Consider the following 21,414-nt stretch of genomic DNA (forward strand, 5'->3'; position numbering starts at 1 on the left):
CGGTGGGGTGGAGCGGGGTGGGTCGCGGTGGGGTGGGTCTCGGTGGGGTGGAGCGGGGTGGGTCTCGGTGGGGTGGAGCGGGGTGGGTCGCGGTGGGGTGGGTCGCGGTGGGGTGGGTCGCGGTGGGGTGGGTCGCGGTGGGTGGGTCACGGTGGGGTGGGCCGCAGTCGGGTGGGCCGCAGTGGGGTGGACCGCGGCCTGAGGGGTCGCGGTGGGGTGGGTCGCGGTGGGGTGGGCGGCGTGGGCCGCGCGGGTCAGGAGCCCAGGCCGGGCAGGTCGTGGCCCATCCGGTCGCGCTTGGTGCGCAGGTAGCGCAGGTTGTGCTCACCCGGCGCGATCTCGACGGCTTCGCGCCCCTTGACCTTGAGGCCGTGCTCGGTGAGCGCGGTCTGCTTCTGCGGGTTGTTGGTCAGCAGGCTGAGCGAGCGGACCCCGAGGTCCACCAGCATCTGCGCCGCGATGCTGTAGTCGCGGGCGTCGGCGGGCAGCCCGAGGTCCAGGTTGGCGTCGACGGTGTCGCGGCCCTGCTCCTGGAGCTCGTACGCGCGCAGCTTGTGGGCCAGGCCGATCCCCCGGCCCTCGTGGCCGCGCAGGTAGAGCACCACGCCGCGGCCGGCCTCGGCGACCCGCCGGAGCGAGGCCTCCAGCTGCGGGCCGCAGTCGCAGCGCAGCGAGCCGAAGACGTCCCCGGTCAGGCACTCGGAGTGGATCCGCACCAGGACGTCCTCGCCGTCCGGCAGCTGCCCGTCCGCGTCGAGGCCGCCGGCCACCAGGGCGAGGTGCTCGACGCCGTCGATGGTCCCCTTGTAACCGACCGCGGTGAACGCGCCGTGGGCGGTGGGCAGCGCGGTGACGGCGGCCCGGTCGACGTGCAGCTCGGTGCGACGGCGGTACGCGATCAGGTCCTCGATGGAAATGATCGCGAGGCCGTGCTCGCGGGCGAAGGCGACCAGCTCGGGCAGTCGGGCCATGGTGCCGTCGTCGTTGACCACCTCGGCGATCGCACCGGCCGGCGCCAGCCCGGCCAGCCGGGCCAGGTCGACGGCGGCCTCGGTGTGGCCGGGACGCACCAGCACGCCGCCCTCGACGGCGCGCAGCGGGAACACGTGCCCGGGGCGGGTGAGGTCACCGGGCTCGGTGCCGGGCGAGGAGAGCAGCCGTACCGTACGGGCCCGGTCGGCGGCGGAGATGCCGGTGTCGACGCCCTCGTGGGCGTCCACCGAGACGGTGTAGGCGGTGCCCTTGCGGTCCTCGTTGACCTGGGTCATCGGCGGGAGCTTGAGGCGGTCCAGCTCGTCGCCGGTCATCGGCGCGCAGATCACGCCGGAGCTGTAGCGGATGGTGAAGGCCATCAGCTCGGGGGTGGCGGCGGAGGCGGCGAAGACGATGTCGCCCTCGTTCTCGCGGTCCTCGTCGTCGACGACGATCACCGCGCGACCGAGTGCGATGTCGGCGATCGCCCGCTCGACGGGGTCGAGGACCAACTCGTCGTCGGCGCCGCTCTCGAGGGTCCGGTGCTCGGTCATGCGGTTCTCGGTCATGCCGTGACTCCCTGCGGGACGTTGGTGGACGTGGCTCGCGACTCACGGGTGCTCAGCCACCAGGAGCGCAGGCCGAGCAGCACCAGGACGAAGTAGACGGAGTAGGTGAGGCCGGAGAAGGAGTAACCGCTGTTGAAGGCCAACGGGACGCCGACCACGTCGACGGCGATCCAGGCGAACCAGAACTCCAGCCACCCGCGCGCCTGGGCGACCATCGCGGCGAGCGTGCCGACGAAGATGTAGGCGTCCGACCAGGGGCTCCAGGACAGGCTGGGGTAGGCGGTGAACAGCGTCGCCAGGGCGACGGTGCCGGCCGCGGTGCCGGCCACCAGGGCGGCCCGCTCGGGCCAGCTGGCGAACCGTACGGCGATGGTGCCGCCGTCCCGGCGGCCGCGCCGCCACTGGGCCCAGCCCCAGGCGGCGGTGGCGATGACGATCAGCTGCTTGCCGATCAGGCCGGGGACGTGGCCCCCCAGGTAGGCGGCGATCAGCACGGCGCCGGACAGGAGTTGGACCGGCCAGCTCCACACCGAGCGGCGCCAGCCGAGCGCCAGGCCGCCGAAGCCGAGCAGGTTGCCGATCATGTCGGCCCACTTCACGTGTTCACCGAGGACGGTGAACGCTTCTCCGCTGAGCCAGCTCACTTGGACTCCCCCGGGACGTCGGCGAGGTCGGGCAGGGTGGGAACCCCGGGCGTGGCCGGGAGGTCGGCCATGCCCGGCTGGTCGGGCAGCGCCGGGAGGGCGGGCAGGGCCGGGAGGTTGGGCAGCGCGCGCGACTCGAGCAGGCGCTCCACGTACTTGGCGAGCACGTCCACCTCCAGGTTGACGCTCTCGCCGATCGCCTTGGCACCGAGCGTGGTCAGCGCGAGGGTCGCCGGGATGAGGCTCACGGTGAAGCTGTCGCGGGCGGCCTCCACGACGGTGAGGCTGACCCCGTCGACCGTGATCGAGCCCTTCTCCACCAGGTAGCGGGAGATCGACTCCGGCAGCGAGAAGCGCAGGACCTCCCAGCGCAGGTCACCGTTCGCGTCCCGCTCGCCGGGCTCGCGCGCCAACAGCCGCCCGGTCGCGTCGACATGGCCCTGCACCAGGTGGCCGCCGAGGCGGGCACCGAGCGCCATGGCGCGCTCCAGGTTGACCCGGGAACCGGGCTTCAGCTCGCCCAGGCTGGACCGGTGCAGCGTCTCGGCCATCACGTCGGCACTGAACTCACCGGTCTCGGCGGCCAGTTGCTCCGGGCTGTCGACGACGGTCAGACAGACGCCGTTGACCGCGATGGAGTCGCCGTGCCGCGCACCGGACCGGACCACCGGGCCACGCAGGCGGATTCGCGAGGAGTCGCCGATCTCCTCGATCGACACGACCTCGCCGAGCTCTTCGATGATGCCGGTGAACACCCGGGTCTCCTCGCGCTTGGGGCGCGGACTCCGGGGCGGCAGGGGGAGATGACACGGACGGGCAACGGTGTGCGGACCCGGAGGCACGACCCGTCGCCGGGGTGCCGGAGCCGCCGGGAGATCGCTCACCCGACCCGGGAGCCACCGCTCCCGCCGTTCACCTGGCCGCGGTCCGTCCGGCTCTCGACCGGCTCCGGTGGACCACGGATACTGCTCTTCGTCCGCCCGCGCACGCCTCCCATCCGGACTTTAACCGTCGGTCCAGGAATTTCACCTGGTCAACCGGCCGCTGGCTGCGGACGGGTCGCGGACTGTAACCGCCGGTTCGGATTTTCACCGACCCCGGAGTGCGCTGAACGTCACTGCTGTTGACGTCATTCTGCCACGAGCGGTGCGGGCCCAGGGAGAGCCTTCCACTGTGGCCTGTTTCACGGCGGGGCGGGGAATGCGCGGCGGGGCGGCGGGCGCTGCTCGCGGCCCCGCCGGTCCGTGCTGCGTCGTCGTGCCGCCCGTGCTGCTTCGTGTCGTGCCGCGCGGCGGCTTCCGGCGCCTCCGGCGGGGACCGGGGCGGGCCGCCTGGTGGCGCCGTCGAGGGCCGAGGGTGAGGCTGGTGGAGGGGCCGAACGTGCGGAGGCGAGCTCGATGGCCAAGTTCATGGACGTCCACCACGGGATGGGCAGCATCACGGCGGAGCAGCTCAGGGCGGCCCACGCGGCCGACCTGGCGATCGAGGGCGAGGAAGGCGTCCACTTCGAGCAGGCGTGGGGCGACCCGGAGTCGGGGACGGTGTACTGCCTGTCCGAGGCGCCGAGCAAGGAAGCGGTGCAGCGGGTCCACACCCGCAGCGGGCACCCGGCGGACGAGATCCACCCGGTGCCGCTGTCGGTGTAGCGGTTGGTGTCGGTGCAGGCCGGCGCGGGCCTTCGTCGGCGCGGGCCTCCCTCGGAGGCCTTCCGCGGGCCTTCCTCGGAGGCCTCGCCGGTGGGGGCCTTCGTTGGTGGGGGCCTTGGTTGGTGGGCGCCTTCGTTGATGCCGGCTTTTGCAGTGGGCCTTCGCCGGTGCCGGCCGCCGCGGCCGGGCGGCTCGGCGGCCCGGCGACCGGCGGCTCGGCCGGGGTGGGCGGCGGCACGCGGCACCGGAGCGGGCCGGTGGTTCAGAGGGGGGCGGGGGCGGTGATCGGCGTGAAGTGGGTCACCGACGGGGGGTGCGCGAGGTAGCGCAGTTCACCCTCCGACCAGATCGGCCGGATCCGCCACATCGGCCCGGCGTACCCGCGCAGGGCGTCCTCGTCGCGCCAACGACTCACCACGAGCACCCGGTGCCCGTCCTCGGCCACCGAGTGCAGCAGCTCGCCGCCGAGGCAGCCGTCCGTACGCCCCAGCTGCGGGATCACCTGGCTGGTCAGGTGGGCGCAGAACTCCTCGAAGCGATCGGCGACGACCTGCCCGGCCCAGATTCTGACGATCACGGCCACCACCTCCGGCTGGCTGGACTCCCTGGCCCCATTATCAGCGGAAAACCGCTGGTGGGGAGGGGGCGGCGGCTCTTTCCCGACCGAGCGGACGCGGCCGCGGCGGGGAGCGCCCGGCTCGGCCGCCCCGGGTTCCCGTAGATTCCCGGCATGACCATCACACCGGATGCTGCCGCACCGTCAACCCCCGCCCCGCGCGGGCCGAGCGAGCTCTTCGCCGCCCTCAGCGCCGGAGCCCTCACCGACCCGGCCCAGCTGCGGGAGGTCTACGAGCAGCCGGGCGAGCACGCGCTCCGCAAGCAGGTGGACCGCCTGCACGACGTGGCGCAGCAACTGATCGCCTGCTCCTCGCTGGTGTTCGTCGCCAGTTCCGACGCCGCCGGCCGCTGCGACGTCTCGCCGCGCGGGGGGCCTGCCGGGCTGGTCTCGGTGCTCGACGAGTACACGCTGGCCATCCCGGACGCCACCGGCAACAAGCGTTTGGACACGCTGCACAACATCCTCGAGACCGGCCGGGTCGGGTTGCTCTTCGTCGTGCCCGGCCGGGACACCACGCTGCGGGTCAACGGGCGGGCCTGCGTCTCCACCGATCCGGAGCTGCTGGGCCGGCTGACGGCGGTCGGCAAGCCGCCGCGCAGCGCGATCGTGGTGGCGGTGGAGGAGGTGTACGCGCACTGCCCGAAGGCGCTGATGCGCGGATCGGCGTGGAAGCCGGAGGCCTGGTTGGCCGCGGACGCGCAGCCGAGTTCGGCGCAGGTCACGCTTTCGCACCTGCGGGACGAGTCGCTGTCCATCGAGGCGATCGAGCAGACCGAGCGGGAAGCGCTGCTGTACCGGTACGAGTAGCGGGTGCACCCGGTACGAGGAGCGGACGGGGGTGCGCCCGGCGGCGGGGGCCGGGCGCACCGGTGTGAGCGGGGCCGGGCGGGCCGGCTGCGGGGGGGCCCGGGGGCGGGCGCAGCTGCTCGGCGGCCGGACGGGTGACGTCCGGCCTGCGGGGGGCCGCGGGGGTGCCGGGGCCGCCGGCGCTCGTTTGAATGGACGGATGGACTGCGTGTTCTGTGCGGTGGTGGCGGGCGAGGAGCCGGCGCACCTGGTGCTCGACGACGAGGCGGCGGTGGCCTTCCTGGACCGGCGCCCGCTCTTCCCCGGCCACGTGCTGGTGGTGCCGCGCGCCCACCACCGGACCTTGGCGGACCTGCCGCCCGCCGAGGTCGGCCCCTTCTTCCTGCGGGTGCAGCGGGTGGCGGCTGCCGTCGAGCGGGGCATGGGCGCGGCGGGCAGCTTCGTGGCGGCGAACAACCGGATCAGCCAGTCGGTGCCCCACCTGCACGTCCACGTGGTGCCGCGCAACCCGAAGGACGGGCTGCGCGGGTTCTTCTGGCCGCGGGGGAAGTACCCGGACGAGGCCGGGGCGGCGGAGGTAGCGGCCCGGCTGCGGGCGGCGCTCGCCGCGGCGTAGCCACCGGTGAGGGCATCACGCTGCGGGTGCGGTACGACGCGGAGAGTAGCGCCGCGTACACCCCCGGAAGCAGCGGAAGGGGCGTGAAATCCACTTCGGGGTGGACGAGTTCGCAGGTCGAGGGGGCCTAGGCTCACAGCCATGGAAGATCTCGCCAGCCTCGTACACCAGACCGCAGACCGGCTCGCGGGCCAGACCGTCGGCGCCGTGGTCGCCGGGCTGGCCGACGGCGCCGTGGAGTTCCACGGCGCCGGGCGGACCGGCCCGGGCGGAGGTGCGCCCGGGCCGCGCACCCTGTTCGAAATCGGTTCCGTCACCAAGGTGTTCACCTCGCTCCTGCTCGCGCGGCTGATACTCGACGACTCGGTGCGACTCGACGAGCCGCTCGCGGACGTACTCGGCGAGGGCGCGGTGGTCCCGGCACGGGGCGGCGTGCCGATCACCCTGCGGCACCTCGCCACCCACACCTCGGGGCTGCCCCGGCTGCCGAGGGGCATGGCGATACGGGCGCTCCTCAGGCCCAACAAGCCTGATCCCTATGCGGGTTGCACCGCCGAGGCGGTGTTGGCGGGGCTCGCCAGGACGCGCCTGCGAGCCGTGCCCGGCCGCGGCTTCCGGTACTCCAACCTCGGTGTCGGGCTGCTCGGGCTGGCCCTGGCCCGGCGGGCCGGCGCCGAGTACGGGGAGCTGGTGGCGCGCGAGGTCTGCGGACCGCTCGGCCTGGTGGACACCTGCCTGCGGCCGGCTGCGGAGCAGTCCGAGCGCCTGGCGGTCGGGCACTCGGCGAGCGGGGAGCCGGTGCCGCACTGGGACCTGGCGGCGATACCGGGCATGGGCGGGCTCCTGTCCACGGCCGCCGATCTCTCGATACTCCTGCGGGCCCAGCTGTCCGCCGAACGCGAGCCGGACGGCCCGCTGGCGCCCGCGATCATCACCACCCGCGCCACTCGGCACCGGGTCAACGCGTTCGCCTGGGCACACCTCGGCTGGCTGGGGCACCGGCTGCACGCCCAGCAGGGCGGCCACCTCCAGCTGTGGCACAACGGAGGTACGGGCGGGTTCGCTTCCTTCGTCGCGTTCGATCCGGACAAGCAGGTGGGGGTGGCGATCCTGGCCAACAGCTGCCGGTCGGTGGACCCGGCGGGGACGGCACTGCTGCGCAGGCTGCAGCAGGACTTCGCGACGGCGGGTTGAGCGAAGCGTCAGGCCGCCGCCGCCGAGGCGATCGGTTCGAGCAGCGGGTGCGGGCGCGCCAGGGCGAGGGAGACCGGGTCGTCGCGGCGGCCGGCGATGCGGACGGGGTTGGGTCGCATCGTGACCTCGGCCGGCGGGACGGGCCCGCCACCGCAGTGCGGGCACGCGCCGAGGAAGTCCAGGTCGGTGCCGCAGGGCGTGTGGGCGAACAGGTGGTGCGGGCCGCCCTCCGTGGCGTGTCGGCCGCCCCAGCGGCTCAACTGGTAGAGCGGGCCCCAGAGTTCGAGGCCCACCTCGGTGAGCAGATAGCCGTGGCGCAACGGCGCCTGCTGGTACGGCTCCTTGCGCAGCACCCCGGCGGCGACCAGGGCGTTCAGGCGGGCGGTGAGGACGGCGCGGGGGATGCCCAGGTGGAGGAGGAAATCGTTGAACCGCTGCACGCCGTAGAAGGCGTCGCGCACGATCAGCAGGCTCCAGCGCTCGCCGACCACCTCGAGCGCGCGGGCCAGTGCGCAGTCCTGCGATTCGTAGTCCGTTCCCAGCGCCATGCGGGCCAGCCTAGTCCACTCCCCCGGTGGGTTCAATGAACAGACTTCCAGTGATAGCGTGCCGGAGAGAGCAATGGTTCATTCACCAGACCGAAGCGCCCCTACCCACGGGTCCGCACACCGGAGGGAACACCCATGCCCCCCGCACCGATCCGCGACTCCGTCGCACCCGCCCCCGCCGCAGCTCCCGTCCGGCCCGGGGCCACCCTGGCCGTCACGGCGACGGCGACCGCACTGGTCACCGTCGCCTACACCGCCCCCACCGCCTCGCTCGCCGCCACCGCGCAGGCCGCTCACCTGGGGGCTTCCGGTCGTCCCTGGATCCTCACCGGCACGCTGGTCGGCGTCTCGGCGCTGCTGCTCACCGCCGGCAGCGCCGCCGACGACCACGGTCGCAAGCGGGTCTTCACCCTCGGTACGGCACTGTTCGCCGCCGCCGAAGCCCTGGCCGCGCTCGCCCCCGGCGGCGCCGTCTACCTGGCCGCCAGGGTGCTGCTCGGCATCGCCTCCGCCGCCGTCCTGGCCCCCGCCCTCGGCCTGATCAGCCACGCCCACCCGCCGGGCCCGGCCAGGGTCCGCGCCCTCGGGATCTGGGGCGCGGCCGTCGGCCTCGGCATCGCGGTGGGACCGCTCTACGGCGCGCTCGTCCAGCAGTGGGCCGGCTGGCGCGCCGTCGGCGGCGGACTCGCGCTGGTCTCCGCCGCCGTGGCCGTCTGCGCCGCCGGGTACCTCACCGAGTCGAAGGCCGACCGGCCGCACGCGCTCGACCCGTACGGCGTGCTGACCCTGGCCGCCGGGACGTCCCTGCTGATCGCCGGACTGGCCGAGGGCCGCGGCGGCTGGGGCCGGCCGGTGGTGGTGGCACTGCTCGCGGGCGGGGTGCTGCTGCTCGCGGCCTTCGCCGCGGTCGAGGCGAGGGGCCGCGAGCCGATGCTCGACCTCGCGCTGTTCCGCAGCCCCGGCTTCGTCGCCGCGACGGGCGGGGCCCTGTTCACGGGGCTCTCGCTGGTCGGCTTCATGAGCTACCTGCCCACCCTGCTGCAGGGCGTGCTCGGCCTATCCGGGCCGGCGGCGGCGGGCGTCCTGGCGCTGTGGTCGGGCCTGTCGGTGCTCTCCGCCCTCCAGGCCCGCCGACTGGCGACGCACCTGTCGGCCGCCACCCTGGTCGCCCTCGGCCTGCTGGTCTGCGGCCTGGGTGAAGCCGGACTGTACGGGCTCACTCCCGGCTCCTCCTGGCTCCGGCTGGCGCCGGGCCTGGCGGTGGCGGGGATCGGCAGCGGCGTCCTCAACGCCGCCCTCGCCCGCCTGGCGGTCAGCAGCGTCCCGGCCCGTCGCGCGGCCATGGGCTCGGGCGCCAACAGCACCGCCCGCTACCTTCGGTTCGGCCCTGGGCGTGGCCGTCACGATCGGCGTCGCCGGCTCCGCCCGGGCGGCCGGCCCGGGCTCCGAGCCGGCCGCGCGCGCCCTGGCGACGGGCACCGACCGCGCCGTCCTGGTCGCCGCCGCCCTCTGCCTCCTCGGCGCGGCGCTGGCCCTGGCGGCCCGCCGAGCGGAGTCCCGCACCCGCGAGGTGACGCACGCCCGCGCCGGGCAGGAGCCCGCCGCCCCGGCCCTGGACCACACAGCCAGGCGGTGACACCCGGCGACGCCGCTGACCTTCGGTGACCTCCGGGGGCACCCTGCCTGGCACAGCCGGGTCCCGCCGTCCGGTGGGGCGGACGGCGGGGTCCGCCTTGGTCCCTCGCCGCAGGGCGGCTTCCGCGTCGGCGCTGTCCGGAGCCGACTCGCCGACGGTCCCCTGGGCCGGGCGCCCTCCGCAGAGCCCGCGGTCCCGGTGGGGCCCGGCAAGCCCGCAGGTGGCCAGGTGCACGCGGCGGGTTCGGCGAGCCGGTCGACGGCGGGCTCGCCGGGGCCCGCGGCTCCTCCACCGAATCCCAGGCATCGCGGCCCCCTTGAGCCGGCGGCGGCCTGACGCTGCCGCCGGCCTTGCTCCGAGGGCCCCAGCCGCCGCTGAGCGCCCGCCGGCCGTGCGCCGTCCGCCCCGCCGGGGTACGCGCGACAGCACCGGCCGCCGCCGCCACGAGGAGCGCGGCCCGGCGAGCCCGCAGGTGGCCAGGTGCGCGCGGCGGGTTCGGCCCCCAGGCATCGCGGCCCCCTTGAGCTGGCGCCGGCCCGACGCTGCCGCCGGCCTGGCTCCGAGGGCCCCAGCCGCCGCTGAGCGCCCGACGGCCGTGCGCCGTCCGCCCCGCCGGGGTACGCACGACAGCACCGGCCGCCGCCGCCACGAGGAGCGGGGCCCGGGGGCCGCGTGCGACGATGGCAGGGCTGGTGGGAACGATCTCCGGGCGGATCTCTGGCCATGGTGAACGACGAAGGGCAGCGTCAGGGGGAGCCGCAGCAGGACGCCCTGCTGATGGTGCCGATCGCCACGGCGCTGATCGAGGCCGACGGGCGGATCCTGCACTGGAGCAGCGACGCCGAGGCACTGCTCGGTTACCGTGCGGACGAGGCGGTCGGCCGGAAGGCGGCGCAGCTGCTGACCTCGGACGAGGAGCGGCCCGAGGTGCTGGAGCTGTTCCGGCAGATCCTCGCGGGCCGCGGCTGGGCCGGGGTGTTCCCGGTGCGGCACCGGGACGGGCACCTGGTGAACCTGGAGTTCCGGACCCATCCGATCCGCGGGCCCGGCGGGGCGCCCCTGGTACTGGCCGTGGCCTCCGAGGTGACCACCCTGCACCGGATCCAGGCGGATCTGGCGGTGCTGGACGGGTTCTTCACCCAGTCCCCCGTCGGGATGGCGGTCTTCGACCCGGAACTGCGCTTCGTCCGGCTGAACGAGGCGCTGGCCAGGGCCAACGGGCTGTCGCCCGAGGAGCACCTCGGTCACCGGCTGACTGAGGTGTTGCCCGGGATCAACGGCACCGAGGCCGAAGCGGTGATGCGCCAGGTGCTGGCCCACGGCGAGCCGGTGGTGGACTTCCGTTCGCACGGCCGCATCCCGGGGAACCGCGGCCACGACCACGCCTGGTCCGCCTCCTACTTCCGGCTGGTGGACCGGTCCGGGCGGGTGCTCGGAGTGAGCGCGACCGTCATCGACATCACGGAGCGCTACCGGGCCGACGCCCGGGCGGCCCGGGCGCAGGAGCGGCTCTCCCTGCTGGTCGACGCGACCGCCTCGATCGGCACCACCCTGGACCTGCGGCAGACGGCCCGGGAGCTGGCCGACGCGATGGTGCCCAGGGTCGCCGACATCAGCGGGGTCTTCGCCCTGGAGGCGCTGGTGGCCGGCCGCAACGTCGAGCCGCTCGACCCGCACGCACCCCAGCTGGTGCGCCGGCTGGCGATGGCCACCGCCGACCCGCTGTACCCGTCCGAGGCCCTGCCGGTGGACACGGTGTACGAGCTGCCGCCCGACTCCCCCTACGCCCGGGCGCTGACCACCGGGCGCACGGCCGTGGTGCCGTCCTGGGAGCTGGCTCCGCTGAGCGAGGGCCTCACCGAGAGCCGCCGCCAGGCGTTCCTGGGCGACCGGCCGCGCTCGGTGCGGATCACCCCGCTGGTGGCCCGGGGCACGACGCTCGGCATGGTGGTGTACTCGCGGCGCGGCGAGCGGGAGTCCTTCGCCGAGGCCGACATCACGCTCGGGGACGAGCTGGCCTCGCGCGCCGCCGTCGCGATCGACAACGCCCGGCTGTACCTGCGCCAGCACCAGACGGTCCTGGCCCGCCAGCAGGCGCTGCGCGAGGCGAAGGCCGCGCAGGAGCGGCTCGCGCTGGTCAACGTGGCCTCCACCCGGATCGGCACCACCCTCGAAATCGACCGGACCGCGCAGGAGTTGGCCGAAGTGGCGACACCCCGGCTGGCCGACACCGTGGTGGTGGAGGTGTTGGAGGAGCTGGTCCGGGGCGAGCGGGAGCCCCGCGCCGCACCGGACGGTTCGGCGCTGCTGCGCCGGATCGCCTTCCACTCCGTCCAGGGCTCCACCCTCGCGCCCATCGACCGGCTCGGCGGGGTGCACCGCTTCCTGCCCGGTTCGCCGTACGCGTGGAGCCTCACGCACCGCAAGCCGGTGCTGGTGCCGCGGATGGACGAGGAGGGCATGGCCTGGTTCGCCGACGACCCGGTGCGCACCGCCGCCGTGCGGGAGCAGAACGTGCGCTCCATCATGGTCGTGCCGCTGATCGCGCGCGGCAGTGCGGTCGGCGTCGCGGGCTTCTACCGCACCCTGGTGGAGCGCCCGTACCAGGACGAGGACCTCGCGCTGGCCGGGGAGCTGGCGGTGCGGGCGGCGGTGTCGATCGACAACGCGCTGCTGTTCACCCGGGAGCGCGACGCGGCCGCGGCCCGGCAGCGGGCGCTGGACGAGGCCTGGGCCGCCCAGCAGCGGCTGGGCCTGCTGAACGAGGCCAGCAACCGGATCGGCACCACGCTCGATCTGCACCGCACCGCCCGGGAGTTGGTGGAGGTGGTGATACCGCGTTTCGCCGACTTCGTCACCGTCGACCTGCGCGACGCGGTGCTCAGCGGCGAGGAGCCGGGGCCGGTGCCGCGGGACGGCTCGGTGCTCATGCGGGCCGTGGCGGTCGGCGAGACGGCCGACGACGGCAGCATGACGGCGGCCGCCGACCAGGTCGGCGAGACCTCGCAGTCCGCCGAGGTGTACGCGCAGAGCCTGCGCACCCGGCGCTCCATCCTGGTGTCCGACGTGACGGAGGACGAGCTGCGCCGGATCGTCGCCTCGCCCGACCGGGTGCAGCCGGGGCTGGACGCCGGGGTGCACTCGTACCTGATGGTGCCGCTGGTGGCGCGCGGACTGGTGCTGGGCGGGGCGGAGTTCGTCCGCACCCGCAACCCGGTGCCGTTCGGCCCGGCGGACCGCTCGCTGGCCGAGGAGCTGGTCGCCCGCACCGCGCTGGCGATCGACAACGGCCGGCTCTACCGCCGTGAGCGGGACACCGCGCTCACCCTGCAACGCAGTCTGCTCCCGCAGGAGATCCACCGCACGATCGGCCTCGAACTGGCCTACCGCTACCTGCCCAGCAGCGTGGTCAGCGAGGTCGGCGGCGACTGGTTCGACGTGGTGCCGCTCACCGCCGGGCGGGTCGCGCTGATCGTCGGCGACGTGATGGGCCACGGCATCCGCGCCGCCGCCACCATGGGGCAACTGCGCACCGTCGCCAGGACCCTGGTCACCCTGGACCTGGAACCGGCGCGGGTGCTGTACCGGCTGGACGAGGCGACCACGGCACTCGGCGACGGGCAGTTCGCGACCTGCGTGTGCGTGGTCTACGACCCGCTCGACCGCAGCTGCACCGCCGCCTGCGCCGGCCACCTGCCCCCCGTGGTCGCCGACACCGAGGGCAACGCCCAGCTGCTCGACCTGCCGCCCGGCGCACCGCTCGGGGTGGGTGGAGTGCCGTTCGAGAGCGTCGAGTTCGCCCTCCCCGAGGAGGCCATCCTGACGCTCTACACCGACGGGCTGGTCGAACGCCGGGGCCGCGACCTCGACGAGGGCCTCGACCTGCTGCGCCGCACCGTGGCGGACCGGCGTCCCACCCTGGAGCAGACCTGCGACGCCGTCCTGACCAGGCTCACCGGCCGCACCCCCGAGGACGACATCGCCCTGATCATGGCGCAGGTCCGCCCGCCCGGCGCGGACCGGATCGCGACCCTGCCGCTCAGCGGCGACCGCGCGATGGTGGCCCACTCGCGCCGCTTCACCCGCGAGACGCTGACCGCCTGGGGCCTGGCCGCACTCGTCGACTGGGCCGAGTTGCTCACCAGCGAGCTGATCACCAACGCCCTGGTGCACGCCGGCTCGCCCACCCAACTGAGGCTCTACTGCAACCGCGTGCTCACCGTGGAGGTCGCCGACCGGGAGAGCGGGACGCCCCGGATCCGCCGCGCCCAGGCCGAGGACGAGGGCGGCCGCGGTATCCACCTGGTCAACGAGCTGGCGCACCGCTGGGGCAGCCGCCGGACCCGGGACGGCAAGGTGGTCTGGTTCGAGCTGGAGCTGCCGCCGGGCTTCCCGACCGCCTGACCTCCGGGCCGCAGGTCCGTGAACCCGCACGCCCGACCCGCAGTCTTGCGAACCCACAGGCCCGTGAACCTGCGGCCCGGGTGAACCCGCAGCCGGGTGGCCCGGCGCCGCGGGGCACGCCGGTGCGCGGGGCCTGGGTGGACAACCGGAGGTTGTCGGCCCGTGCCGGAGGTTGTTGGCCGCCCCGGCGGCCGCAGGGCTTTGCTGGTGCCACGGCGGGAGAGCCCCGACCGGAGGCACCGAAGGAGCCCATCATGCAGCAGCCCGACGCCCGCACCGTCGTCACCGACTACGTCAACCTGATCGCCGCGGGTGAACGCGACGCCGCGATCGCCCTGTTCGCCGAGGACGCCACCTGGACCTACCCGGGCAGCCTCGCGCTGTCCCGCACCTGGCGGGGCAAGCAGGAGATCTTCGGCGACTTCCTCGGCCAGGTCGGCACCCTGTTCGCCGCCGACGGCCTGCCGGTCATCACCCTGACCAACGTCCTGGCCGACGGCCCGCAGGCGGTGGCCGAGTGGACCACCGTCGGCAAGGCCGCCAACGGCACCACCTACGAGAACCACTGCCTCGGGGTGTTCACCGTCGAGGACGGGCTGATCACCGCCGTCCGCGAGTACCTGGACACCCACCACGTGGCACGGACCCTGCTGGCCTGAACGCCCGGCGCGACCGCGGCCGGCCGGGGCCGCTCAGTCCGGCAGCAGCAGGTTGACGTCCCCGAACTCGTGCCAGAGGTACCGGTTCCGGACCGCGGCGCGGTAGCAGTCCGCCAGCAGCGGGCGGCCCGCGACGGCGGCCAGCATCAGCAGGTGCGAGGCCCGCGGCTCGTGCCAACCGGTGAGCAGGCCGTCCACGGCGCGCACCCCGCGCTCCGGGGTGATCACCAACTCCGTCCAGCCGTCCGCCTCCTGGAGCGTTCCGTCCGGCCCTGCGGCCGACTCGAGGGCACGGACCACGGTGGTGCCGACGGCGATCACCCGGCCGCCGCCGTCCCGGACGTGCCGGGCCAGCCGGGCGGTGGCCGCCGGGACGAGGAAGCGCTCGGCGTACGGGGCCTCGTGCACCTCCGGCGAGGCCACGCCGGTGTGCAGGGTGACCGGCGCGACCAGCACGCCCCGGCCGGCCAGCCGGGCCACCACTTCGGGGCTGAACGGCCGCGCGGCGCTGGGCATCTCGCTGCTGCCCGGGACGCTCGCGAAGACCGTCTGGTACGCCTCGATCGGCCAGTCGCGGTCGGTGTAGCCGTACCGGATCGCCCGGCCGTGCCGCTCCAGGTAGCGCAACAGCGGGACCGGCAGGGAGAGTTCGGCGTACCAGAGGCGGGCGGTGAACGATCCGGTCAGCTCGGCGGCGGCGCCGTCCGGCAGACCGATCCGCAGACCGGGACGGGCCGGGGACTCCTCCGGCGGGTAGTAGGCCGCCGCCCGACCCGGCACCGCCCTGCGCAACTCCACCAGGTGGGTGCCGCGTCGGTCCGGCTGGGCGGAGGAGAGGTGCAGGGCGACCGGCGTGCCGTCGGGGAGTCGGCCGGGCAGGGCGGCCGGCAGGGTCGCCGAGTTGTTGACCACCAGCAGGTCGCCGGGGCGCAGCACCTCGGGCAGCTCGGTGAAGCGGCGGTGCTCGACGGTGCCGGAGGCCTTCCGGCCGACCAGCATCCGCACCCCGTCGCGGGCCCCGCCGCGGGCCTCGGCCGGCTCGCGCGCGGAGAGTTCGGGCGGGACGGTGAGCTCCGGGCCGAGGTCGGTCAGGGCCGTCATCGCCCACCCCGGTCGGCCGCGAGGTCCTCGACGCGGTGGCGGCCGGACGGCGCGTCCTCGCGCAGCAGTCCGAGCAGGACGGGCGCGACGTCCTCGGGCAGCGGCTCGCCGGAGATGTCCTCGCCCGGGCCGGCCTGCTGCAGCATCCGGGTGCGCATGCTGCCCGGGTCGACCGCCCAGACCTTCAACTCCGGCTCCTCCCGGGCGAGTACGGCGGTGGCGTGGTCGAGCGCGGCCTTGCTGGCACCGTAGCCGCCCCAGCCGGGATAGGCCTCCACGGCCGCGTCGGAGCTGATGTTGAGGACGGCGCCGGCGCGGGCGCGCAGTTGGGGCAGGACGAGCTGGGTGAGAGCGATCGGGGCGAGAGCGTTGACCTCGAAGGTCTCCAGGAGGTCCGGCAGCGGGTAGTCGGCCAGCCGGGGCAGCGGCTCGGCGTCCGGCGCCGCGGCGCCGTTGAGCGTGCCGGCGTTGTTGACCAGGAGGCTCGCCCCGCCGAGCGATTCGGCGGCCTCGGCCAGGCGGGCCCGGTGATCGTCGTCGACGACCGAGCCGGGCAGCGCGACCACCTTGGTGACGGCGGCCAACGCCTCCTCGGCGGCGGCGAGTTCGGAGGAGCCCCGGGCCGTGATGACCAGCTGCCAGCCCTCGGCGGCGAGGGCGTGCGCGAGGGCCAGGCCGAGGCCTCGGGAGGCGCCGGTGATCAGGGCGACGGGGGCGGTGTCCACTGCGGCGGTCGCGGTGCGCCGCACGGCGTTCGCGGTCTGCTCTGCTGCGTTCATGGGACAACCATCCCGCCGCCGCCCCGACGGCGGATCGGCCGCCGGAACCGGGACCGGATCGGCCGTTCGCCGTAGGACGACGGGCGGTCCTACGACCGGTCCGCCGGGGCCCGTTCGGCGCCGCTCTCCCAGCCCTGGGGGTCGGACCAGGCGGCGAGGGTCCGACGGCTCTCGAAGTGGCGCTCCCGGCCGGTCAGCGGGTCGGTGAACGCGATGACGGAGGCGAGCAGTTGCAGTGGGCGGCGGAAGTCGTCCGGGGCCGGCTCGGGCAGCACCACCGGGTAGACCGGATCCCCGAGGATCGGCAGTCCCAGACCGCTCATGTGCAGCCGCAGCTGGTGGGTGCGCCCGCTGAGCGGCCGCAGCCGGTAGCGGCCCAGGCCGTCCCGCCGTTCCAGCAGCTCGATCCGGCTCTCGCTGTTCGGCGGCGCGTCGGTCTCGCGCGCGGCGATCACCCCGCGCTCCTTGACGATGTGACTGCGGACGGTGCGCGGCAGGCTCAACGCCGGGTCGTACGGGGCGACCGCCTGGTACTCCTTGTGCACCCGGCGGTCGCGGAACAGCGTCTGGTAGGCCCCGCGGTCCTCGGGCCGCACCACGAACATCGCCAGCCCCGCGGTGAGCCGGTCCAGCCGGTGCGCGGGGCTGAGCGCGGGCAGGCCGAGCCCGTGCCGCAGCCGGGACAGCGCCGTCTCGGCGACGTGCCGGCCGCGCGGGGTGGTGGCCAGGAAGTGCGGTTTGTCGACCACGACCAGGTGCTCGTCGCGGTGCAGCACCACCAGGTCGAAGGGGACCGGCACCTCCTCCGGGAGGTCCCGGTAGAACCACAGGTGCGCGCCCGGGCGGAACGGTTCGTCGGCGGCGATCGGGCCGTCCTCGCCGAAGATCTCGCCGCCGCGCAGGGCCGCGTCGATCCGGGACGCGCCCACGGCGGGCAGCCGCTCGACGAGGTGGTCGCGCACGGTCGGCCAGCCGCCCTCCAGCGGAAGCCGCAGGTGGACCGGGTCCACGCCGTGGCGTTGCGGGAGGGGGGAGGTCGGGCGGCGGCTCTTGCGTCTCATCTTCCGGCCCAGCCTAGTGGGCGCCGCGGCCGGGCCGGGGCGTGGGTCGGAGGACGGGCGGCGGCGGGGCCGCAGGCGGGCCGGCGGCGGGTCGGCAAGCGGGCCGGCAAGCGGGCTGGAGTGCGGGCTACGGCCGGGGCCGCAGACGGGCCGGAACGGGGGCCGCGGCCGGCTCGGGCGGGGGCCGCTCCCTGCCCGAGGTGCTGACTCGGGGCGGGACGGGGAAAGTGGTTCGGAGGCCCCGGGCCCCTGCGCCCGCGGCCTCGCCGGCCCGCGGACCCGCGGACCTGCGGACCCGAAGACCCGTGAAGGAGAACGTGTGACCGCCGACGGCCCGGACGGGCTGCCACCCCTGCACCTGCCTCGGCGGACCCGGCTCCTGCTGTACGGCGCCCTCGTGCTGCTGGTCGCCGCCGTGGTGACCGCGCTGGCGCTCGGCCCCGGGACGACCCTGGCGCCGCTGCTCGCGGTGGCGCCGGTCCTCGCCGGGGCGACCACCCGGAAGGCGAGGGTTCCGCTGCTGGTCGGCGCGGCGGCGCTGCTGGCGGTCTGCCTGCTGGAGTCGGCCAACGCCCAGTTGCCCTCCTCCGTCCGGATCAGCGTGCCGGTCACCGTTCTGGCCTCGACCCTGGCCAGCGCCGCCAGCGTGGTGCTGGTGGCGGCCCGCGAGCGGGAGCTGTTCCAGGTCCGGACGGTGGCCGAGGCGGCGCAGCGGGCCCTGCTGCGCCCGCCCGCCGAGCGGATCGGCGGGCTGCGCCTGGCGGTGCGGTACGTCGCGGCGGCGGCCGAGGCCCGGATCGGCGGGGACCTGTACGCCGTGGTGGAGACGCGCTTCGGGGTCCGGGTGCTGCTGGGGGACGTGCAGGGGCACGGGCTCCCGGCGGTGGAGACGGCCGCGGACGTGCTGGGGGTGTTCCGGGAGGCGGCGCGCACCGAACCGGACCCGGCGCTGCTCGCGCAGCGGCTGGACGCGGCGCTCACCGCGCGCCCGGGCGACGGGCGGTTCGCCACCGCCCTGCTGCTGGACGTGGCGCCCGACCGGGGGCCGGTGCGGGTGGGGAACTGCGGGCACCCTCCCCCGCTGCTGCGCCGGGCCGGCGCGGTGAGCGAGCTGGCGCCGCCCCGCCCGGCTCCGCCGCTGGGCCTGCGCGAGCTGACCGGGGAGGACTACCGGGCGAGCGCCTTCGAGCCGAGCCCGGGCGACCTGCTGCTGCTCCACACCGACGGGGTCGCGGAGGCCCGGGACGCCGAGGGCCGGTTCTACCCGTTGGCGCAGCGGCTGCCCGGTCTGCACGGGGGCAACCCGGCGGACCTGCTGGACGCGGTGCTGGCGGACGTCCGGGGCTGGGTCGGCGACGCCGGGCTGGCCGACGACGCCGCGCTGCTGGCGCTGCGCTGGGACCACTGAGGGTTCCGGACGGCCGGTCGGGCGCCGGCGCCGGGGGCCGGTGAGCGGTGGCCGGTGAGCGGTGGCCGGTGAGCGGGCGTCGGGGACGCGGGGCCGGTTGTCAGTGCTGTGTGCAAGGCTTCACGCACGGTCAAGGCGTACCGGCCACCCGGTCCGGGGCGCGCTCGACCGCTCGGTCGGCGGCCGCCGGTCGGGAGACGACCGACGAGGGGAGCAGGCCGTGGGTGCCGAGGCGAGCGGGTCGTTCGAGCTGACCGCTTTCGAACCGGGGGAGACGGAGGAGCACGAGGGCGCCGCCTTCGGGCGGGTCAGCATCGCCAAGACCTTCACGGGCGGGCTGAGCGGGCGCAGCGAGGTGCGGATGCTGTCCGTGGCCGGCCCCTCGGGTGGACCGGCCTCGTACGTCGCGGTGGAGCACGTGACGGGTGAACTGGACGGGCGCAAGGGTTCGTTCGTGCTCCAGCACGCGGCCTGGGACACCACCGGGGTGACGATACGCGTGGTGCCGGGCACCGGGACGGGCGAGCTGGCCGGGATCACCGGGAGCTTCAGTCTGTCCGTCGACGGGTCCGGCGCCCACACCTACGTGCTGGCGTACGAGCTGGGCTGACGCCGGCTGCGGCCCGTTCGCGCAGCCGGCGGGCACGTCCTCACTGGACGGGCTGGGTCGCCTCCAGCCGCTGGATCGCGGTGCGGACCGCGTTCGTGAAGCTCCAGAACAGCGGCAGGGTGTTGGTCGCGCGGTCGGCGCGGGTGTTCTTGCCCGGGGCGAACATCGCGGTGCGCAGCTCGGTGGTCATCTCCAGTTGGGCACCCATCCCGAGCATGCTGCGGTTGCAGATGTTGTCCGGCGCGATGCCCGCGATCTCCTCCTCCCCGGAGGCGGTCACGGCCCGGACGCCGGCCGCGGCGAACTCCTCCATGAGGTACTTGCGGAGGGTGGCGTTCAGGCCGCCGACCAGGACGGCCTGGGCACCGGTCTCCAGACCGGCCTGGCTTGCGGTGCAGCCGTGCAGCGCCACCACGTTCAGGCTGCCGGCGCACATCGCGCGGGCCATGCCGTCGTCGCAGTGGGTCGAGGTGACGTGCAGGGCGCCGTTGTTGGAGGAGCGCAGCCCCTCGAACATCCAGAAGTCGTGGACCGGCCCGGCCGCCGGGGTCGGGGCGAGGTCGGCCGGGTGGTAGCCGGCGATGGCCAGGCACAGCTCGGAGGTGCCGACCTCGATGCCCCCGCCGTGCGGGGCGATGACGGTGGTCCGGACGGGCCGCGAGGTGCTCTGCAGGCTCTGGTCGTCGACCAGGTGGCGGCGGTAGCGGCGGCCGTAGTCCACGCCCTCGACCACGGACGGATCGGCGTAGAGGGCGGTGTTGGAGGAGTAGAGGTCGGCGGCGTTCGCCGGGGTGCCGGCCAGTGCGGCGCCGATGGTGCTGATGGCCGGGGCCGCGGCGAACGCGGCTATCAGGGTTCGACGGTTGATCACGGTCGCGATCATGGCAGGAGGTGGGGAGCGGGTAAAGTCACAGCAAAATCACGGTCAATGCCGCACCCGGGCCTGGCGGGTCCGACTGATCGTGTGACGCCGGCTCGACGGACGCGTGTGCGCGCCCACCGGACACCATCCACGCTGCCACGATGATGCGATCAATGGACGATCGGCCCCGGAGAGTGGCGCATGGACGGCACAGCGACGACCCGTGCGGCGACGACCAGCGCGGCGACGGCCGGGACGTCAGTGGCCGGCCCGACCTCGGTGGCCGGCCCGACGTCGGTGGTCGGAACGCCGACGACCGACGCGGCGACGTCGCGTCCGGCGCGGGTCCGTACACCGGGCACGGTCGAGGGCGTCCTGGGGCGGCTGCGGGCCATCGCGGCCCACCTGCCCCCGGAGGACGGGGTGGCGGTCTTCAACCGGCTCTACCTCACCGTCACCGAGGCGGTCCGCGACCGGCTGGCGGCCGGCGGCTACTTCGCCGACCCGTCGGCGGTGGCCGAGCTGGACGTGGTGTTCGCCGGGCGGTACCTGCGGGCCGTGGCCGCCGAGGCGGCGGGGCAGGAGCCGCCCGCCTGCTGGCGGCCGCTGTTCGCCCTGCGGAGCCACCCGGGCGTGCACCCCCTGCAGTTCGCGCTGGCCGGGATGAACGCCCACATCCAGCACGACCTGCCGCTGGCCGTGGTCGAGGTCTGCCGGCGTCGCGGCTGCGCGCCGGCCGGCGTCGAGGCGGACTACCACCGGATCAACCGGGTGCTGGCCGGGGTGGAGGCGGCCGCCCGGGAGCAGCTGATGCCCGGGCACGACCTGCTGGAGTGCGCCGAGCCGCTCACCCACCTGCTCGGCACCTGGTCGGTGGAGGCGGCCCGGGAGGGCGCGTGGTCGGCGGTGCAGGCACTCTGGGAGCTGCGCCGGCTCCCGGCCGCGGCCCGCGCCTTCGCCACCGCGCTGGACGACTCGGTCGGCCTGCTCGGCCGCGCCCTGTTGCTCCCGTACGGGCCGCGCGGGGCCTCCGCCCAGGAGATCCGGTCGATCGACGGGCCGACCGGAGGGCGACGCATCGCGGCCGCCCGGCTCGCCGAGGCGAGGAGCCGGGCGGCCGGCGGGACGAACACGGACGGGCCGACCCAGCCGAGCCGGACCCAGCCGCACCGGGCCCGGCGAACGCGGGCCTGACCCGCCCGGAGCCCGGCCGGACCGGATCCGGCCGGGGCGAGCCCGATGAAGCGCGGCCCGACCGAGCGTGCGCCTGCCCCACGGA

19 protein-coding genes and 1 riboswitch are annotated in these 21,414 nt (G+C 75.2%); of the genes, 10 read left to right on the forward strand and 9 right to left on the reverse strand.

From position 1 onward, the window contains the following. Window positions 1-254 precede the first annotated feature (254 nt). The 3 genes from ACGF07_RS15460 to ACGF07_RS15470 are packed head-to-tail and all read right to left on the reverse strand — an operon-like array spanning window position 255 to window position 2,940. A complete protein-coding gene (locus ACGF07_RS15460) occupies window positions 255-1,541 on the reverse strand; it encodes a bifunctional 3,4-dihydroxy-2-butanone-4-phosphate synthase/GTP cyclohydrolase II (RefSeq protein WP_392898907.1) in 1,287 nt (428 codons plus the stop codon). Beyond that, complete coding sequence (locus tag ACGF07_RS15465; protein ID WP_350746794.1) at window positions 1,538-2,185, reverse strand: nicotinamide mononucleotide transporter family protein; 648 nt, start codon at window positions 2,183-2,185, stop codon at window positions 1,538-1,540. Before ACGF07_RS15465 ends, ACGF07_RS15460 begins: the two co-directional genes overlap by 4 nt. Continuing rightward, window positions 2,182-2,940: a riboflavin synthase gene (locus tag ACGF07_RS15470; RefSeq protein ID WP_392898910.1), complete on the reverse strand. Its 759-nt coding sequence runs from the start codon at window positions 2,938-2,940 to the stop codon at window positions 2,182-2,184. The genes ACGF07_RS15465 and ACGF07_RS15470 overlap by 4 nt, the downstream gene beginning before the upstream one ends. A 226-nt stretch (window positions 2,941-3,166) precedes the next feature. Beyond that, window positions 3,167-3,294, reverse strand: a riboswitch (FMN riboswitch). 288 nt (window positions 3,295-3,582) lie between these two features. On the opposite strand from ACGF07_RS15470, the gene ACGF07_RS15475 reads away from it, so the two are divergent. After that, a complete protein-coding gene (locus ACGF07_RS15475) occupies window positions 3,583-3,831 on the forward strand; it encodes an SCO4226 family nickel-binding protein (protein WP_350746800.1) in 249 nt (82 codons plus the stop codon). Window positions 3,832-4,093: 262 nt separating this feature from the next. Here ACGF07_RS15475 and ACGF07_RS15480 read toward each other — a convergent pair whose 3' ends face one another. Further along, window positions 4,094-4,408, reverse strand: a complete 315-nt coding sequence (locus ACGF07_RS15480) for an antibiotic biosynthesis monooxygenase (RefSeq protein ID WP_350746803.1) — start codon at window positions 4,406-4,408, stop codon at window positions 4,094-4,096. A 153-nt stretch (window positions 4,409-4,561) separates the two neighbouring features. Here ACGF07_RS15480 and ACGF07_RS15485 point away from each other — a divergent pair, with 153 nt between their 5' ends. The 3 genes from ACGF07_RS15485 to ACGF07_RS15495 all read left to right on the forward strand — a co-directional run bounded on the left by ACGF07_RS15485 (window position 4,562) and on the right by ACGF07_RS15495 (window position 7,067). Beyond that, the gene (locus ACGF07_RS15485) at window positions 4,562-5,257 is read left to right on the forward strand and encodes an MSMEG_1061 family FMN-dependent PPOX-type flavoprotein (protein ID WP_392898914.1); all 696 of its coding nucleotides are present in this window, start codon (window positions 4,562-4,564) and stop codon (window positions 5,255-5,257) included. Window positions 5,258-5,456: 199 nt separating this feature from the next. After that, on the forward strand, window positions 5,457-5,873 hold the full coding sequence (locus ACGF07_RS15490) for an HIT family protein (RefSeq protein WP_350745144.1): 417 nt from the start codon (window positions 5,457-5,459) through the stop codon (window positions 5,871-5,873). 141 nt (window positions 5,874-6,014) lie between these two features. Beyond that, complete coding sequence (locus ACGF07_RS15495; protein ID WP_392898917.1) at window positions 6,015-7,067, forward strand: serine hydrolase domain-containing protein; 1,053 nt, start codon at window positions 6,015-6,017, stop codon at window positions 7,065-7,067. An 8-nt stretch (window positions 7,068-7,075) separates the two neighbouring features. On the opposite strand, the gene ACGF07_RS15500 is transcribed toward ACGF07_RS15495, so the two are convergent. Continuing rightward, on the reverse strand, window positions 7,076-7,615 hold the full coding sequence (locus ACGF07_RS15500; RefSeq protein ID WP_392898920.1) for a winged helix-turn-helix transcriptional regulator: 540 nt from the start codon (window positions 7,613-7,615) through the stop codon (window positions 7,076-7,078). Between the two features lie 135 nt (window positions 7,616-7,750). On the opposite strand from ACGF07_RS15500, the gene ACGF07_RS15505 reads away from it, so the two are divergent. The 3 genes from ACGF07_RS15505 to ACGF07_RS15515 all read left to right on the forward strand — a co-directional run bounded on the left by ACGF07_RS15505 (window position 7,751) and on the right by ACGF07_RS15515 (window position 14,314). Further along, window positions 7,751-9,280, forward strand: a complete 1,530-nt coding sequence (locus tag ACGF07_RS15505; RefSeq protein ID WP_392898922.1) for an MFS transporter — start codon at window positions 7,751-7,753, stop codon at window positions 9,278-9,280. Window positions 9,281-9,974: 694 nt separating this feature from the next. Continuing rightward, window positions 9,975-13,655 carry a SpoIIE family protein phosphatase gene (locus ACGF07_RS15510; RefSeq protein ID WP_392898925.1) on the forward strand — a complete coding sequence of 1,227 codons (3,681 nt, stop codon included), beginning with the start codon at window positions 9,975-9,977 and terminating at the stop codon, window positions 13,653-13,655. Between the two features lie 254 nt (window positions 13,656-13,909). Continuing rightward, window positions 13,910-14,314, forward strand: coding sequence for a nuclear transport factor 2 family protein (locus tag ACGF07_RS15515; RefSeq protein ID WP_392898928.1), 405 nt, complete (start codon window positions 13,910-13,912; stop codon window positions 14,312-14,314). A 33-nt stretch (window positions 14,315-14,347) separates the two neighbouring features. On the opposite strand, the gene ACGF07_RS15520 is transcribed toward ACGF07_RS15515, so the two are convergent. From ACGF07_RS15520 to ACGF07_RS15530, 3 genes are all read right to left on the reverse strand, one after another. Further along, window positions 14,348-15,415 (reverse strand): S-adenosylmethionine:tRNA ribosyltransferase-isomerase, encoded by a 1,068-nt coding sequence (locus ACGF07_RS15520; protein WP_392898930.1) that lies wholly within the window; start codon window positions 15,413-15,415, stop codon window positions 14,348-14,350. Beyond that, the gene (locus ACGF07_RS15525; protein ID WP_392898932.1) at window positions 15,412-16,194 is read right to left on the reverse strand and encodes an SDR family oxidoreductase; all 783 of its coding nucleotides are present in this window, start codon (window positions 16,192-16,194) and stop codon (window positions 15,412-15,414) included. The genes ACGF07_RS15520 and ACGF07_RS15525 overlap by 4 nt, the downstream gene beginning before the upstream one ends. Before the next feature lie 89 nt (window positions 16,195-16,283). Beyond that, on the reverse strand, window positions 16,284-17,255 hold the full coding sequence (locus ACGF07_RS15530; protein ID WP_392898934.1) for an RluA family pseudouridine synthase: 972 nt from the start codon (window positions 17,253-17,255) through the stop codon (window positions 16,284-16,286). Window positions 17,256-17,574: 319 nt separating this feature from the next. On the opposite strand from ACGF07_RS15530, the gene ACGF07_RS15535 reads away from it, so the two are divergent. After that, complete coding sequence (locus ACGF07_RS15535) at window positions 17,575-18,663, forward strand: PP2C family protein-serine/threonine phosphatase (RefSeq protein WP_392898936.1); 1,089 nt, start codon at window positions 17,575-17,577, stop codon at window positions 18,661-18,663. A 220-nt stretch (window positions 18,664-18,883) separates the two neighbouring features. Next, entirely contained in the window at window positions 18,884-19,273 is a 390-nt protein-coding gene (locus ACGF07_RS15540) for a DUF3224 domain-containing protein (RefSeq protein WP_392898938.1), read from the forward strand. A 40-nt stretch (window positions 19,274-19,313) separates the two neighbouring features. Here the strand turns inward: ACGF07_RS15540 and ACGF07_RS15545 are convergent, their stop codons facing one another. Then, window positions 19,314-20,156, reverse strand: coding sequence for a poly-gamma-glutamate hydrolase family protein (locus tag ACGF07_RS15545; protein ID WP_392898941.1), 843 nt, complete (start codon window positions 20,154-20,156; stop codon window positions 19,314-19,316). A 180-nt stretch (window positions 20,157-20,336) separates the two neighbouring features. On the opposite strand from ACGF07_RS15545, the gene ACGF07_RS15550 reads away from it, so the two are divergent. Beyond that, a complete protein-coding gene (locus ACGF07_RS15550) occupies window positions 20,337-21,329 on the forward strand; it encodes a DUF5995 family protein (RefSeq protein WP_392898943.1) in 993 nt (330 codons plus the stop codon). The last annotated feature ends 85 nt before the right edge of the window (window positions 21,330-21,414 follow it).

Origin of the sequence: Kitasatospora sp. NPDC048194 (genome assembly GCF_043202455.1) — a bacterium.
GTDB lineage: Bacteria > Actinomycetota > Actinomycetes > Streptomycetales > Streptomycetaceae > Kitasatospora.

What these genes read in the sequence shown, in the direction of transcription:
- ACGF07_RS15530 (WP_392898934.1), bottom strand. Translation starts at nt 17,255, where the DNA reads ATGAGACGCAAGAGCCGCCGCCCGACCTCCCCCCTCCCGCAACGCCAC.
- ACGF07_RS15545 (WP_392898941.1), bottom strand. Translation starts at nt 20,156, where the DNA reads ATGATCGCGACCGTGATCAACCGTCGAACCCTGATAGCCGCGTTCGCC.
- ACGF07_RS15510 (WP_392898925.1), top strand. Translation starts at nt 9,975, where the DNA reads ATGGTGAACGACGAAGGGCAGCGTCAGGGGGAGCCGCAGCAGGACGCC.
- ACGF07_RS15525 (WP_392898932.1), bottom strand. Translation starts at nt 16,194, where the DNA reads ATGAACGCAGCAGAGCAGACCGCGAACGCCGTGCGGCGCACCGCGACC.
- ACGF07_RS15550 (WP_392898943.1), top strand. Translation starts at nt 20,337, where the DNA reads ATGGACGGCACAGCGACGACCCGTGCGGCGACGACCAGCGCGGCGACG.
- ACGF07_RS15500 (WP_392898920.1), bottom strand. Translation starts at nt 7,615, where the DNA reads ATGGCGCTGGGAACGGACTACGAATCGCAGGACTGCGCACTGGCCCGC.
- ACGF07_RS15485 (WP_392898914.1), top strand. Translation starts at nt 4,562, where the DNA reads ATGACCATCACACCGGATGCTGCCGCACCGTCAACCCCCGCCCCGCGC.
- ACGF07_RS15515 (WP_392898928.1), top strand. Translation starts at nt 13,910, where the DNA reads ATGCAGCAGCCCGACGCCCGCACCGTCGTCACCGACTACGTCAACCTG.
- ACGF07_RS15490 (WP_350745144.1), top strand. Translation starts at nt 5,457, where the DNA reads ATGGACTGCGTGTTCTGTGCGGTGGTGGCGGGCGAGGAGCCGGCGCAC.
- ACGF07_RS15520 (WP_392898930.1), bottom strand. Translation starts at nt 15,415, where the DNA reads ATGACGGCCCTGACCGACCTCGGCCCGGAGCTCACCGTCCCGCCCGAA.
- ACGF07_RS15505 (WP_392898922.1), top strand. Translation starts at nt 7,751, where the DNA reads ATGCCCCCCGCACCGATCCGCGACTCCGTCGCACCCGCCCCCGCCGCA.
- ACGF07_RS15495 (WP_392898917.1), top strand. Translation starts at nt 6,015, where the DNA reads ATGGAAGATCTCGCCAGCCTCGTACACCAGACCGCAGACCGGCTCGCG.
- ACGF07_RS15475 (WP_350746800.1), top strand. Translation starts at nt 3,583, where the DNA reads ATGGCCAAGTTCATGGACGTCCACCACGGGATGGGCAGCATCACGGCG.
- ACGF07_RS15460 (WP_392898907.1), bottom strand. Translation starts at nt 1,541, where the DNA reads ATGACCGAGAACCGCATGACCGAGCACCGGACCCTCGAGAGCGGCGCC.